This window comes from Streptomyces sp. NPDC046303 (assembly GCF_055588085.1).
Window position 1 is genome coordinate 330348 of the sequence record NZ_JBVJFA010000003.1, and the last position, 14228, is coordinate 344575.

The window sequence follows — 14228 nt, forward strand, 5'->3', positions numbered from 1 at the left end:
AAAACCTAGTGGGTGCATGGTTTTCATGCTTGGGTGGGGCGCCCGGCAGACCGCGCGGCCCCAGGAGCCTTCCGATGAACGCGACCCCCGCCTACCAAGACGCCTCGCTCCCCGTGGACCGGCGCGTCGAGGACCTGCTGTCCCGGATGACGCTGGAGGAGAAGGCCGGCCAGCTCTTCCACTCCATGCTGATGATGAACGCGGACGGCACCCCGGTCACCGAGACCGACGGCTCGATGCTCCCGTTCACCACGCCCGAGCTGATCGGCGACCGGCTCCTCACCCACTTCAACCTGCTCGGCACGTACGGCGCCCGCGAGATGGCCCAGTGGCAGAACACCGTCCAGGAGATGGCCGCCGCCACCCGCCTCGGCATCCCGGTCACCCTCTCGACCGACCCGCGCCACGCCTTCACCGACAACATCGGCGCCTCCTTCGGCTCCGGCGCCTTCTCCGCCTGGCCCGAGGCCCTGGGGCTGGCCGCCATCGGCGATCCGGAGCTGGTCTTCCGGTTCGCCGACACCGTGCGCCGCGAGTACCTGGCCGTCGGCTTCCGCGTCGCCCTGCACCCGCAGATCGACCTGGCCAGCGAACCGCGCTGGGCCCGCCAGTCCGGCACCTTCGGCTCCGACGCCGCACTGACCGCCGCGCTCGTGCGGGCGTACGTACGCGGCCTGCAGGGCCCGGAGCTCGGCCCCTCCTCGGTGTCCGCCATGGTCAAGCACTTCCCGGGAGGCGGCCCGCAGAAGGACGGCGAGGACCCGCACTTCGCGCACGGCAAGGAGCAGGTCTATCCGGGCGGGATGCGCGAGCACCACCTGGAGCCCTTCAAGGCGGCGATCGCCGCCGGATGCGCGCAGATGATGCCGTACTACGGCCAACCGATGGGCACCGACTGGGAAGAGGTCGGCTTCGGCTTCAACAAGGGCGTGGTCACCGGCCTGCTGCGCGAGGAGCTCGGCTTCGAGGGGATCGTCTGCACCGACTGGGGGCTGCTCACCGACGCGGAGATCTTCGGACAGACGCACCCGGCGCGCGCCTGGGGCCTGGAGCACCTCGGCGTGGCCGAGCGCGCGGCGCGCGTCCTGGACGCCGGCTGCGACCAGTTCGGCGGCGAGCAGTGCCCCGAGGTGGTCGTGGAGCTGGTCCGCCGCGGCCGGGTCGCGGAGTCCCGCATCGACGCGTCGGTACGGCGGCTGCTGCGCGAGAAGTTCCGGCTCGGGCTGTTCGAGAACCCGTACGTGGACCCGGACGCGGCGGCCGCGACGGTGGGCCGGGCCGATTTCGCCGCCCTGGGCGCCGCGGCGCAGCGTCGGTCGCTCACGGTACTGACAAATACGGAGCAGATTATTCCGCTCTCCGCGAAGTCGGAGCCCCGGCCGAAGCTCTACGTGCGCACCGTGGACGAGGCCGTCGCCGCCGAGTACGGCGAGGTCGTGGCCGACCCGGCCGCCGCCGACCTGGCCGTACTGCGCCTGCGGACCCCGTACGAGCCCCGGGAGAACACCTTCGAGTCCTTCTTCCACTCCGGCTCGCTGGCCTTCCCCGAACCCGAGCTCGCCGCGGTCCTGGCCCTGCTCGACCAGGTGCCGACCCTGGTCTGCATCAACCTGGAACGGGCGGCCGTCATCCCGGAGATCGCGGCGCGCGCGGCCGCGCTGATCGCCGACTACGGCGCCTCCGACGCCGCCCTGCTGGACGTCGCCTTCGGCCTCGCCACCCCGGAAGGCCGCCTTCCGTTCGAGCTGCCGCGCTCGATGGAGGCCGTCGAAGCCTCGCGCCCGGACGTCCCGAACGACACCGGGGACCCGGTGTTCGCGCACGGCCACGGGCTGTCCCTGTAGGCCGGTACATCCCTCCCCCAACCCGGACCATCAGCACAAATGCCCTGTCCGAACCCCGCATAGCCGCAGGCCGGTGCCTCCTCTACGCTGCACCCCACCACGCAGATCTTCAGGGGCGGACCGGGACATGGAACAGACGCACACCCACAACGGCGCCTCGGCGACCCCCGGCGCACAGCGGCGCGTACTCGTCGTCGAGGACGACCACACCATCGCCGAGGCCATCGCAGCCCGCCTGCGGGCCGAGGGCTTCCAGGTCCAGACGGCCGCGGACGGCCCCGCCGCCGTCGCCGCGGCCGAGAGCTGGCTGCCCGAGCTGCTGGTCCTGGACGTGATGCTGCCGGGCTTCGACGGACTGGAGGTCTGCCGCCGGGTCCAGGCCCAGCGGCCGGTCCCGGTGCTGATGCTCACCGCCCGCGACGACGAGACCGACCTGCTGGTCGGCCTCGGGGTCGGCGCGGACGACTACATGACCAAGCCGTTCTCCATCCGCGAGCTGGCAGCGCGGGTCCACGTACTGCTGCGGCGTGTGGAACGGGCCACACTGGCCGCGCACACCCCGCGCGGGGCCACCCTGCGCCTGGGCGACCTGGAGATCGACCACGCGCAGCGCCGGGTCCGCGTGCAGACGGAGGACGTGCACCTGACGCCGACCGAGTTCGACCTGCTGGTGTGCCTGGCCGGGACCCCCCGGGCGGTGCTGTCCCGGGAGCAGCTGCTGGCCGAGGTGTGGGACTGGGCCGACGCCTCCGGGACCCGTACGGTCGACAGCCACATCAAGGCCCTGCGGCGCAAGATCGGCGCGGAGCGGATCCGTACCGTCCACGGCGTCGGGTACGCCCTGGAGACCCCGGCACAGGCATGAGCGGCCGGCACCCCGGACCGGGGCTGCGGCCCTTCTCGCCCTTCTCGATCAAGACCAAGCTGGGCACCCTCGTGGTGGTCTCGGTCTTCATCACGACGGGCCTGCTGCTGGTGGCCCTGCGCACGGACACCGAGCTGCGGTTCATCACGGTCTTCTCGGTGATCGCCTCGATGCTGATCACCCAGTTCGTGGCCCACAGCCTGACGGCGCCGCTGGACGACATGACGCGGGTGGCCCGGGCGATATCCCAGGGCGACTACACGCGCCGGGTGCGCGGGGCGGGGCGCCGCGACGAACTGGGCGACCTGGCCTCGACGATCAACGTGATGGCGGACGACCTGGAGGCGGTGGACCGCCACCGCAAGGAGCTCGTCGCCAACGTCTCCCACGAGCTGCGCACGCCCATCTCCGCACTGCGGGCGGTCCTGGAGAACGTGGTGGACGGGGTCTCGGCCGCCGACCCGGAGACCATGCGCACGATGCTCAAGCAGACCGAGCGCCTCGGCCGCCTCGTGGAGACCCTGCTGGACCTGTCCCGGGTGGACAACGGGGTGGTCCCGCTGAAGGCCCGCCGCTTCGAGGTGTGGCCGTACCTGTCGGGCGTGCTGAAGGAATCGGGGCTGGCGGCCGCCGGCCGGCCGGGCCTGCTCTCCGGTTCGGGCGGGCACACCCGCAACGACGTGCACCTGCACCTGGACGTCTTCCCGCCCGAGCTGACGGCGTACGCGGACGCCGAGCGGCTGCACCAGGTCGTCGCCAACCTGATCGACAACGCGGTCAAGCACAGCCCCCCGCACGGCCGGGTCACCGTCCGCGCCCGGGCCGGCGACGCGCCAGGCTCCCTGGCCATCGAGGTACGGGACGAAGGCCCCGGCATCCCCGAGGCGGAGCGCCACCGCGTTTTCGAGCGGTTCAACCGGGGCAGCGCCCGGGCCGGCGACGGCGGCACCGGGCTGGGCCTGGCGATCGCCCGCTGGGCCGTGGAACTGCACGGAGGGCACATCGGCGTGGCCGAATCGTCACGGGGCTGCCGCATCCTTGTCACGCTTCCGGGCAGCTCGCAGGCGCCACGTTGACGTAGGGTTCGAGTGGGAAGGACATGATCTCGGCCACACGTACCCGGGGTCCGTCAGGGGTGCGAAGCCAAGGGGGCCGCAACCTCGGTGCCCCCTACCCGAACCACGCTTGTTTCCCGCCATTCCAGGCAGTGAAACCCGCCGTTCGATGTGACCTGCACGACGGATGTCCCGCCCGGTCTGCATCTCGCGGCCGAGGAGGCGTAGCCTTTATTCCCGCTGTCCATACCTTGTGAAGCGGAAGAGGGCGGTTGCCGCCGTGTCGCCACAGTCCCCCAGTAACTCGAGCACCACGACCGAAGCAGCAGAGGGCGGGAAGACCCCTGCCTCAGGCTTCGGTGCCAATGAGTGGCTCGTCGACGAGATCTATCAGCAGTACCTCCAGGACCCGAACTCGGTCGACCGGGCCTGGTGGGACTTCTTCGCCGACTACAAGCCGGGGGGCACTGCCGCTCCGGTCAAGGCCGAAGAGCCGAAGAAGACCCCGACGACGGATGGCGCCTCCGCACAGGCCGCCACCCCCGTCGCCGCAGCTCCGCAGGCCGTCGACGCCGCCGCCACGGGGGCGGCGCGCGCCGCTGCCCCTGCCGCCCCGAGCCCCGCGCCCACGCCCGTGTCAGCTCCTGCCCCTGCTCCTGCCACCCCCTCTGGTGCCCCTGCTGTGACTGTCACCTCCCAGGCCCCGGCCGCCGCACCGGCCGCGCCCGCCACTCCCGCTCCCGTAGCCAAGCAGGCCGCGCCCGCCACCGAGGCCCCCGCGGGCCCGGAACTGGTGACGCTCCGCGGCCCGGCTGCCGCCGTGGCCAAGAACATGAACGCCTCCCTCGACGTCCCGACGGCCACGTCCGTCCGCGCCGTCCCGGTGAAGCTGCTGTTCGACAACCGCATCGTCATCAACAACCACCTCAAGCGCGCTCGAGGCGGGAAGATCTCCTTCACCCACCTCATCGGCTACGCGATGGTGCAGGCGATCAAGGCCATGCCGGCCATGAACTACTCCTTCGCGGAGAAGGACGGCAAGCCGACCCTGGTCAAGCCGGAGCACGTGAACTTCGGCCTCGCGATCGACCTGGTGAAGCCCAACGGCGACCGCCAGCTCGTCGTCGCCGGCATCAAGAAGGCCGAGACCCTCAACTTCTTCGAGTTCTGGCAGGCCTACGAGGACATCGTCCGCCGCGCCCGTGTCGGCAAGCTGACGATGGACGACTTCACCGGCGTCACCGTCTCGCTGACCAACCCCGGCGGCCTGGGCACCGTGCACTCCGTGCCCCGCCTGATGCCCGGACAGTCGGTCATCATGGGCGTCGGCTCCATGGACTACCCCGCCGAGTTCCAGGGCACCTCGCAGGACACCCTGAACAAGCTGGGCATCTCCAAGGTCATGACCCTGACCTCGACCTACGACCACCGGGTCATCCAGGGCGCCGCCTCCGGCGAGTTCCTGCGCATCGTCGCGAACCTGCTGCTCGGCGAGAGCGGCTTCTACGACGACGTCTTCGAGGCCCTGCGCATCCCGTACGAGCCGGTCCGCTGGAACCGCGACATCGACGCCTCGCACGACGACGACGTCACGAAGGCCGCACGCGTCTTCGAGCTGATCCACTCCTACCGGGTCCGCGGCCACGTCATGGCCGACACCGACCCGCTGGAGTACAAGCAGCGCAAGCACCCCGACCTCGACATCACCGAGCACGGCCTCACCCTGTGGGACCTGGAGCGCGAGTTCGCGGTCGGCGGCTTCTCCGGCAAGTCGATGATGAAGCTGCGCGACATCCTCGGCGTGCTGCGCGACTCGTACTGCCGCACCACCGGCGTCGAGTTCATGCACATCCAGGACCCGAAGCAGCGCCGCTGGATCCAGGACCGCATCGAGCGCCCGCACTCCAAGCCGGAGCGCGAGGAGCAGCTGCGCATCCTGCGCCGCCTGAACGCGGCGGAGGCCTTCGAGACCTTCCTGCAGACCAAGTACGTCGGCCAGAAGCGCTTCTCGCTGGAGGGCGGCGAGTCCGTCATCCCGCTGCTCGACGCCGTCATCGACTCGGCCGCCGAGGCCCGCCTCGAAGAGGTCGTCATCGGCATGGCCCACCGCGGCCGCCTGAACGTGCTCGCGAACATCGTCGGCAAGTCGTACGCGCAGATCTTCCGCGAGTTCGAGGGCAACCTCGACCCGAAGTCCATGCACGGCTCCGGCGACGTCAAGTACCACCTGGGCGCCGAGGGCACCTTCACGGGCCTGGACGGGGAGCAGATCAAGGTCTCGCTCGTCGCGAACCCCTCCCACCTGGAGGCGGTCGACCCGGTCCTGGAGGGCGTCGCCCGCGCCAAGCAGGACATCATCAACAAGGGCGGAACGGACTTCACCGTCCTGCCCGTCGCCCTGCACGGTGACGCGGCCTTCGCGGGCCAGGGCGTGGTCGCCGAGACGCTGAACATGTCGCAGCTGCGCGGCTACCGCACCGGCGGCACCGTCCACGTCGTGATCAACAACCAGGTCGGCTTCACCGCCGCCCCGGAGTCCTCGCGTTCCTCGATGTACGCGACCGACGTGGCCCGCATGATCGAGGCGCCGATCTTCCACGTGAACGGCGACGACCCGGAGGCCGTGGTCCGCGTGGCCCGTCTGGCGTTCGAGTTCCGCCAGGCGTTCAACAAGGACGTGGTCATCGACCTCATCTGCTACCGCCGCCGCGGCCACAACGAGTCCGACAACCCGGCCTTCACGCAGCCGCTGATGTACGACCTGATCGACAAGAAGCGCTCGGTGCGCAAGCTGTACACCGAGTCCCTCATCGGTCGCGGCGACATCACGCTGGAAGAGGCCGAGCAGGCGCTCCAGGACTTCCAGGGGCAGCTGGAGAAGGTCTTCGCGGAGGTCCGCGAGGCCGCCACGCAGGCCGGTGCCCCGGTGCCGCCGGCGCAGGTCGCGCAGCAGTTCCCGGTCGCCGTGAACACCGCGGTCTCGCAGGAGGTCGTCAAGCGGATCGCCGAGTCCCAGGTCAACATCCCCGAGCACGTCACCGTGCACCCGCGTCTGCTGCCGCAGCTGCAGCGCCGCGCGGCGATGATCGACGAGGGCACCATCGACTGGGGCATGGGCGAGACCCTGGCCTTCGGCTCCCTGCTGATGGAGGGCACCCCGGTCCGGCTGTCCGGCCAGGACTCGCGCCGCGGCACCTTCGGCCAGCGCCACGCGGTCCTCATCGACCGGGAGACCGGCGAGGACTACACGCCGCTGCAGTACCTGTCGGACGACCAGGCCCGCTACAACGTCTACGACTCGCTGCTCTCCGAGTACGCGGCGATGGGCTTCGAGTACGGCTACTCGCTGGCCCGTCCCGACGCGCTGGTCCTCTGGGAGGCCCAGTTCGGTGACTTCGTCAACGGCGCGCAGACCGTCGTCGACGAGTTCATCTCCTCCGCGGAGCAGAAGTGGGGCCAGACGAGCGGCGTCACCCTCCTCCTCCCGCACGGCTACGAGGGCCAGGGCCCGGACCACTCGTCCGCGCGTCCCGAGCGCTTCCTCCAGATGTGCGCGCAGGACAACATGACGGTGGCCATGCCCACCCTGCCCTCGAACTACTTCCACCTGCTGCGCTGGCAGGTCCACAACCCGCACCACAAGCCGCTCATCGTCTTCACCCCGAAGTCGATGCTGCGTCTGAAGGCGGCGGCGTCGAAGGCGGAGGAGTTCACCAGCGGTTCCTTCCGCCCGGTGATCGGCGATTCGACGGTGGACCCGAACGCGGTCCGCAAGGTCGTCTTCTGCGCCGGCAAGGTCTACTACGACCTGGAGGCGGAGCGCGAGAAGCGCGGCATCACGGACACGGCGATCATCCGCATCGAGCGGCTGTACCCGCTGGCCGGTGCGGAACTCCAGGCGGAGATCGCCAAGTTCCCGAACGCGGCGAAGTACATCTGGGCGCAGGAGGAGCCGGCGAACCAGGGCGCATGGCCCTTCATCGCCCTCAACCTGATCGACCACCTCGACCTGGCGGTCGGCGCGGAGGTCCCGGCGGGCGAGCGCCTGCGGCGCATCTCCCGCCCGCACGGCTCGTCCCCGGCGGTCGGCTCGGCCAAGCGCCACCAGGCGGAGCAGCAGCTCCTCCTGAACGAGGTCTTCGAGGCGTAACCGCTGCGCTCAACTCAGCAGTCCCGCAAGGCCCGGCTCCCCCTGGGGGGGGCCGGGCCTTCCGGCTTGCGTACGGGGCTTCGCGGGGGCGGCGCATTCGCCCCCATCGGCGGTGGGGCAGGGGCTAAGGGCTTGCTGGTCGGGGTCGGGCGTGGGGCGGGGTTCCGCGGGGGCGGCCCGGGCGGTGCGGCGGTGGCTGCGGTGGTCGGGAGTCGACTGGCCTGCATCAGAGAGGGTTTGGGGGTTTCCCGCCAGTCCCATAGTCCTTCCGCGCCGGGCCGCCCTGTCAAGGGCGCTCCTACGTCGCGTCGCTACGCGATGGCCTTCGGCCACCCTTGACAGGGCGGCCCGCCCCGGAGAGACAGTGGGACTGACGGGAAACCCCCAAACCCTCCCTGATCGGGATGGTGGGGATCAGGCTCCCCGAAGCCACCCCACCCCGCCCCACCCCTAAGGCTGCGGTTCGAAGTCCCAGTAAGGCCGGGTCTGTTGTTTCGCGGCGATCGTGTGGACGTGCTGGGCGCCCAACGTGCGGGTGAGGCCCTTGATGCCCGCGTCCTCGTACTTGCCCGCCTCCGCGTCCTCCCGTACCGACCGGAGATCGGCCGCCAGCGCGATCTGGGCGCTCAGCGTCATCGGGTGGTCCGGGCCCAGTACCTGCTCGGCGGCGCGCAGCGTCTCCCGGCTCAGGGTCAGGGCGTCCTCCAGGTGCCCGGTGATGTTGCGGTGCCCGGTGGCGTTCAGGGCGCAGCCCAGCGTCCACGGATGGCGGTCGCCGAGGGCGCCGCGCATGCCGACCAGGGCCTGTTCCGCCAGCGAGAGCGCCTCCACGCGCTCGCCCTGGGCGCGCAGCACCAGCCCGAGGTTGCCGACCGTGCCGATGCTGTACGGGTGGGCGAGGCCCAGCTGCGACTGGTAGCCGCGGACGACGTCCTCCGAGATCCGGCGGGCCTCGCCGATGTCCCCGTACTCCCGCAGGTAGGTGGCGTAGTCGGAGGCCACCATCAGCGTCCACGGGTAGTCGACGCCGAAGACGCGGGTGGCCCGCTCCCACACGGTCCGCAGCCGCAGCCCCGCGCCGGGGATGTCTCCCGAACGGCGCAGGCACAGACCGAGGTTGTGCTCGGCGCGCAGGGTCTGCGGGTGGCCCAGCCCCAGCACCTGGGTGTTGAGTTTGACGCCCTGCTCCTGCCGGGTCTGTGCCTCCCGGTACCGGCCCATCAGCCGCAGTCCCATGGCGCACGCGATGCCGGAGGAGAGGGTGGAGATGTGCTGGGGCCGCAGGACCCGCTCGCGGCGGCGCAGGGTGTCCAGGTCGAGGTCGTAGGCGTTCTGGTAGCGGCCCAGCAGCCGGTAGGTGGCGGCGAGGTTGTTCTGCGCGCCGAGGGTGGTGGAGTCGTCCTCGCCGAGCAGTTCGCGGTACGTGGCCAGGCAGTGCTCGAAGATCTCGCGGGCGGGCTCGAACTTGGCGATGCAGAGCAGGACTCCCCCGTACGCGCTGCGGGCGCGCAGGGTCTCCAGGTCGCGTTCGCCGCGTTCCCCGGTGAGCCGGTCGGCGACGGCCTTGGTGAGGGTTTCGGCCCGCCGGAACAGGCCGAGGTTGCGCAGGGCTCCGCCGTACTGGTAGCTGAGCTCGCGGACCTTGGGGTGGTCATCGCCGAGCATGGCCCGCCAGGCCTGGTCGGTCTCCTCGGACAGCCGCAGGCAGGTGCGGTACTCCCCGGCGAGGATCAGGTAGCGCAGGCACTGCAGCAGGAAGTTCTGGATGCGCGGGTTGCTGCTGGTCAGCACCCCGGAGGTGGTCAGGTGCGGGATGAGTTCGGCGTAGCGGGGCCACAGCCGGGAGTCGGAGGGGCGGCCCGGGTCGGCGGCGGCGAGGACCTGGCGGACGGCGCGGGCGAGCGGTTCGGCCTCGTCGTCGGAGAGGTTCTCGCGGACGATGCCGTGGACCATGCGGTGCAGCTGTACGGTCTCCAGCCCGCCGCCGCCCTCCTCCTCGGGCTGGTCGGAGTACTCCAGGCGGACGACGGAGAACTGGACGAGCTTGTTGAGGGCGGCGTTCCACCGGATCTGGTCGTTGATCAGCCCGGCGAGCTGTTCGGGCACGTCGTCGACGGGGAACTCGCGCAGCAGCCGCAGCGGCACGGGGCCGGGGGCGAAGAACACGAACAGCCGCAGCAGGGCGAGGGCGTCGGGGAAGTTCTCGCGGACGTTGTTGAGGAGTATCGCCAGGGCCGTGGGGAAGGGCAGCGGGTAGTCGTCGGAGACGGTGACGGCCTCGCGGGAGTCCAGCCGGCGCTGGAGCAGCGCCAGGTAGTCGCCGACGGTCAGCGGGGAGTCGGCGAGCCAGCCGGCGGTCTGGTCGAGGGCGAGCGGGTAGTCCTCGAGGGCCTCGGCGAGCTGGTCGGCCTCGAGGGCGGTGAGCCGCAGCGCGCGCCGGCGGATGAAGGTGATCGACTCGGGCCGGGCGTAGAGCGGGACTTCGACGAGGCTGGTGTGCCGGGAGGCCCATTCCCGGTTGCGGGAGGTGATGATGACGTCGCCCGCGCCGGAGGGCAGCAGGTCGGTGAGGTCGTCGGGGTTGTCGCAGCCGTCGAAGACGACCAGCCAGCGGCTGTACGGGGAACCGCGCCGCAGCGCTTCCAGGACGGCCCGGATCTGCTCGCCGTAGCTGCCCGCGCCGCGCGGCAGGCCGAGGGCGGGGGCGAGGTCGGCGAGGCGTTCGCGCAGGGTGGGCCGGTCCTCGGCGGGCACCCACCAGACGACGTCGTACTCGGAGGCGAAGCGGTAGGCGTACTCGGTGGCGACCTGGGTCTTGCCGACTCCGGAGAGCCCGAGCAGGGTGACGGTGGAGGCGCCGGCCGGGGCGTCGGTGAGCGCCGCGCGCAGGGTGCCGATGACGTCGTTGCGGCCGGTGAAGCGGGGGTTGCGGCGCGGGACCCGGCCCCAGATCTCGGGCGGGTCGTTGGGGAAGCGGGGTCCGCGGCGGCCGGTCTCGGTGCCGATGCGGTCGGTGGGCAGCTCCAGGCGGCGCAGCACGCGGTACTCCGCCTCGTACGCGTCCAGGCCCCACAGGTCGGTCTTCTCCAGTGCGGCGACGGCGCTGGGCAGCGGGGCGTCGGTGAGGCAGACCGCGGCGAACCGGTCGGGGTGGCGGTCGGTGACCGTGCGCAGGGCGGTGTTCCACGCAGCCTCCTGCATGTCGGCATGGCTGCCGGCGGAGAAGTAGCGTTCGCTGAGGACGAGGAGGACCCGGCTGCCGGAGCGGGCGAGGTCGTCGAGGGCCTCGGTCAGGCCGGGGCTGTTCTGCGGGTCCCAGCGCTGGAGGGCGACGCGGTGGCCGTGTTCCTCCAGGCGATGGGCGATCCACACGGCCCAGGGCCGGTTGAACCCGGCGAAGCTGATGACGAAGCGCTGCGGTCCAGCGGTGGTGCCCTGTTCCTGCCGACTACCGGTGGTCATGCGGCCGTCTCCCTGAAATCCGGGCAGTGGACGGGCTTGAAAGGTACCGCAGCACGGGCCTTGGCGAAGCCCCTCAAGCCCGTACGAACGGGGCGAGTTCGGGATGGGCCTCGCACCAGGTGCGGCGCTCGCGGTCGACGGCCCGGCGGGCGGTGGCGTGCTGGTCCCCGGGGGGCGGGAGCTCGTCCATGGCGCGCTCGGCGGCTGCCATGGCTTCGGTGAACTCCCGCCCTGCGGAGGTGAGTTGTTCGTGGGTGCGCAGGACGGGCAGGACGGCGGCGACCTGGGCGCGGATGCGGGCGTGCTGGGCCCAGGCACCGCGGGCCCCGTAGAGGGCGGCGCGCTGCCAGTACCCGGCCAGGGCCAGATGGGCGTAGGCGCCGTGCAGGAGTCCTTCCAGCGGGCGCGGGTCGGAGCGCCAGGGGGCCCAGTACCGGGGGGTGCGGTCGGCGGTGTGCAGGGTCAGGACGTCGGCGAGGGCCGTGAGCTTGCCGTGCTGGACCTCGTGGACGAGGGTGGCGGCCAGGGCGGGCGGGGCCTGTGCGCGGGCCAGTACGGAGCCGGCGGCCGCGGGCAGGGTGGCGCCGCTGGAGCGGGAGCCGCCGGCGAGCGGCACGACCGAGCGCAGCAGGTGGACGGTCTCCTCGGCGCGGGCGGTGTCGTAGCGCTGGAGCAGGGTGAGGGCGCCGGTCCACTGGGTGTCCCAGCGTTTGTGGCCCTTGGGGGTGAGCCGGCGGGCGGGGCGGACGGGGGCCGGCCGGGCGGGGCCGGGCGCACGGTAGGGGTCGAGGTCGTCGAGGGCGGTACGGCCTCCGGGCAGGGTGTGCAGGGGCAGGGTGGCCGGGTCCTCGGGGTCCCAGGACCGTTCGGTCAGGGCGAGGGGGCCGGTGCGGTCGGGGCGCAGCAGTCCGAGGGTGGGCAGGAGCAGGCGGCCCTGTACGGGCCTCAGGGTGTGGGTGAAGGCGAGTCCGGCGCGCAGGGCGGCGGCCACGGCGAGGGCACCGAGGTGGGCGAGGTCCGGCGGGGGTCCGTACGGGGCGTGCAGGCGGCGCAGGGTCTCTTCGGCCCAGACTCCGGTGGCGGGGTAGTGCAGGACATCGCGGACGGCGTCGGGGGCGTGGCGTTCGGCTGCTTCCAGCAGGGCCCAGTGGTCGGCGGTCTCCCCGGCCCGGGCGCCGGGGGCGGCGTCGAGGACGGCGCGCAGCAGGACCAGGCGCTTGGAGCGGCGTACGTCGCGCACCAGGCGGGTGCCGTCGGTGCAGGGTTCGGTGGAGGCGAGGGCCCGCAGGGTGCGGGAGGAGACGGTGAAGGAGGTGAGGGCGGCCGTCATGAGGCGACCGCCGGGGGGCGGGCGGCGCGCGCGACGGATGCGGCGATGTGCCGGATCAGGACTTGGAGGTCGGCGCAGTACACGGACGGCTGGCGGAAGCCCTCGCCGGCCCGGTAGCGGTGCGGGTAGTGCCCGCCGCCGCACACCTCGACGAGTTCGCAGGCCTGGCAGCCGGCGGCGAGGGCGTCCCGGCCGAGCTGGCGGGCGGCGAACCCGGGGTGGTCGAGGAGCTGGTCGAAGCTGTGGGTGTGCAGGGTCATGCCGGTCGTGGCGGCGCCCTCGTAGGCGGACTTCAGTGAATCGGCCTGTTCGATGGAGCCGTCGGTTTCGATGACGGCGGTGGCGGCGGGTGCGAGCCCGAGGGTCTCGGTGGCGGCGGGCAGACCGAGCAGCAGGGCGATGATCTCCTCGAAGATCCGGATCCGGGTGCGCCGCAGGCCGTCGTGCCACCAGCGTTCGAAGACGGCGAGGAGCCAGTCGGCGTACGGGGCCCCGCGCGGGTGGTGGCCGGGTGGCGGGGAGCTCCAGTTGGCGAGCGGCAGCAGCAGCCCGATGCCGGGCGGGGCGAAGGCGAGCAGGGACTCGTACGTCTCGACGGGGTCGTGGGCGAGGTCGATGACGCAGAGCACCCCGGCGTAGCTGTCGGGGTGGCGGGCCAGGAGCCGCAGGCCGCGGGCGGCGGCGCCGAAGCCGGGGCGTCCGGTGTGGTCCACGCGCTGGGCGTTGTGGGCGGGGAGCCCTCCGTCGAGGCTGACGCCGACGCGTATTCCGGCGGCGGCCAGCGCGGCGAGGCGGCCTGGGGTGAGGAGGGTGCCGTTGGTCTGGACGGTGGCGGTGACGCGGGTGCGCGGGGCTGCGGCGGCCACGGCGGCGCGTACGGCGTCGACGGGTTCGGCCAGCCGGGCGGGTGCGGTGAGCAGCGGTTCGCCTCCGTGCAGGACCAGGTCGATGCGGGGCAGGTCGTGGGCGGCGGCGTGCTGGGCGATCCGCTCGGCGGCGCGGGCTGCGGTGGCGGGGGACATGGCGGCGGGCTGGGTGCGCCAGCCCTGGTCGGCCATCTCGTAGACGTAGCAGTAGGTGCAGGCGAGGTTGCAGCGGCTGCGCGTCTTGAGGACGAACTGCCGTATGGGGCGGGGCCGGTGTCCGGCGGCGCGCAGGGCGGGCACGTCGAGCCGGGTGTAGGGCCAGGGCGCGTGGGTCCGGTGCGCGTGGGCCGGGTGCGCGTCGGCCGGTTGCGCATGGGCCGGGTGCGCGTCGGCCGGGTGCGCGTCGGTCGGTTGCGCGTCGGTGGGGTGCGCGTCGGTCGGTTGCGCGTCGGTGGGGTGCGCGTGGGTCGGTTGCGCGGGCGGTCCGGCCGCGCTCGTCTGGGTGTGCCTCATCGCTGTACCTCCCGCCCCCGCCCCCGGACGCCGCGGGGAGGCGCCCCCTGCGGACGGTCCATCCCTGCCCTTCGGACGGCCTCCGCTAACGGCGGAAAGTGGTCAACCAGTCGGTGCTCGAGGCGGTTCGGGCGTTCGGGCGG

7 protein-coding genes are annotated in these 14228 nt (G+C 72.2%); 4 read left to right on the forward strand and 3 right to left on the reverse strand.

Annotation, left to right across the window (positions count from 1 at the left end):
• Positions 1 to 74 precede the first annotated feature (74 nt).
• From ACZ6I1_RS04990 to ACZ6I1_RS05005, 4 genes are all read left to right on the forward strand, one after another.
• Positions 75 to 1844 (forward strand): glycoside hydrolase family 3 protein, encoded by a 1770-nt coding sequence (locus ACZ6I1_RS04990; protein ID WP_469283166.1) that lies wholly within the window; start codon positions 75 to 77, stop codon positions 1842 to 1844.
• Between the two features lie 127 nt (positions 1845 to 1971).
• Positions 1972 to 2709, forward strand: a complete 738-nt coding sequence (locus ACZ6I1_RS04995) for a response regulator transcription factor (RefSeq protein WP_446591569.1) — start codon at positions 1972 to 1974, stop codon at positions 2707 to 2709.
• Entirely contained in the window at positions 2706 to 3785 is a 1080-nt protein-coding gene (locus ACZ6I1_RS05000; RefSeq protein ID WP_469283168.1) for a HAMP domain-containing sensor histidine kinase, read from the forward strand. The genes ACZ6I1_RS04995 and ACZ6I1_RS05000 overlap by 4 nt, the downstream gene beginning before the upstream one ends.
• Positions 3786 to 4044: 259 nt before the next feature.
• Positions 4045 to 7914 (forward strand): multifunctional oxoglutarate decarboxylase/oxoglutarate dehydrogenase thiamine pyrophosphate-binding subunit/dihydrolipoyllysine-residue succinyltransferase subunit, encoded by a 3870-nt coding sequence (locus tag ACZ6I1_RS05005; RefSeq protein ID WP_469283170.1) that lies wholly within the window; start codon positions 4045 to 4047, stop codon positions 7912 to 7914.
• 450 nt (positions 7915 to 8364) lie between these two features.
• On the opposite strand, the gene fxsT is transcribed toward ACZ6I1_RS05005, so the two are convergent.
• The 3 genes from fxsT to ACZ6I1_RS05020 all read right to left on the reverse strand — a co-directional run bounded on the left by fxsT (position 8365) and on the right by ACZ6I1_RS05020 (position 14085).
• On the reverse strand, positions 8365 to 11376 hold the full coding sequence (fxsT, locus tag ACZ6I1_RS05010; protein ID WP_469283172.1) for an FxSxx-COOH system tetratricopeptide repeat protein: 3012 nt from the start codon (positions 11374 to 11376) through the stop codon (positions 8365 to 8367).
• Between the two features lie 73 nt (positions 11377 to 11449).
• A complete protein-coding gene (locus ACZ6I1_RS05015; protein ID WP_469283175.1) occupies positions 11450 to 12706 on the reverse strand; it encodes an aKG-HExxH-type peptide beta-hydroxylase in 1257 nt (418 codons plus the stop codon).
• Positions 12703 to 14085 carry an FxsB family cyclophane-forming radical SAM/SPASM peptide maturase gene (locus tag ACZ6I1_RS05020; RefSeq protein WP_469283177.1) on the reverse strand — a complete coding sequence of 461 codons (1383 nt, stop codon included), beginning with the start codon at positions 14083 to 14085 and terminating at the stop codon, positions 12703 to 12705. The genes ACZ6I1_RS05015 and ACZ6I1_RS05020 overlap by 4 nt, the downstream gene beginning before the upstream one ends.
• Positions 14086 to 14228: the final 143 nt, after the last annotated feature.

Coding starts and splice junctions, on each gene's coding strand:
- ACZ6I1_RS04990 (WP_469283166.1), top strand. CDS start 75: ATGAACGCGACCCCCGCCTACCAAGACGCCTCGCTCCCCGTGGACCGG.
- ACZ6I1_RS04995 (WP_446591569.1), top strand. CDS start 1,972: ATGGAACAGACGCACACCCACAACGGCGCCTCGGCGACCCCCGGCGCA.
- ACZ6I1_RS05000 (WP_469283168.1), top strand. CDS start 2,706: ATGAGCGGCCGGCACCCCGGACCGGGGCTGCGGCCCTTCTCGCCCTTC.
- fxsT (WP_469283172.1), bottom strand. CDS start 11,376: ATGACCACCGGTAGTCGGCAGGAACAGGGCACCACCGCTGGACCGCAG.
- ACZ6I1_RS05015 (WP_469283175.1), bottom strand. CDS start 12,706: ATGACGGCCGCCCTCACCTCCTTCACCGTCTCCTCCCGCACCCTGCGG.
- ACZ6I1_RS05020 (WP_469283177.1), bottom strand. CDS start 14,085: ATGAGGCACACCCAGACGAGCGCGGCCGGACCGCCCGCGCAACCGACC.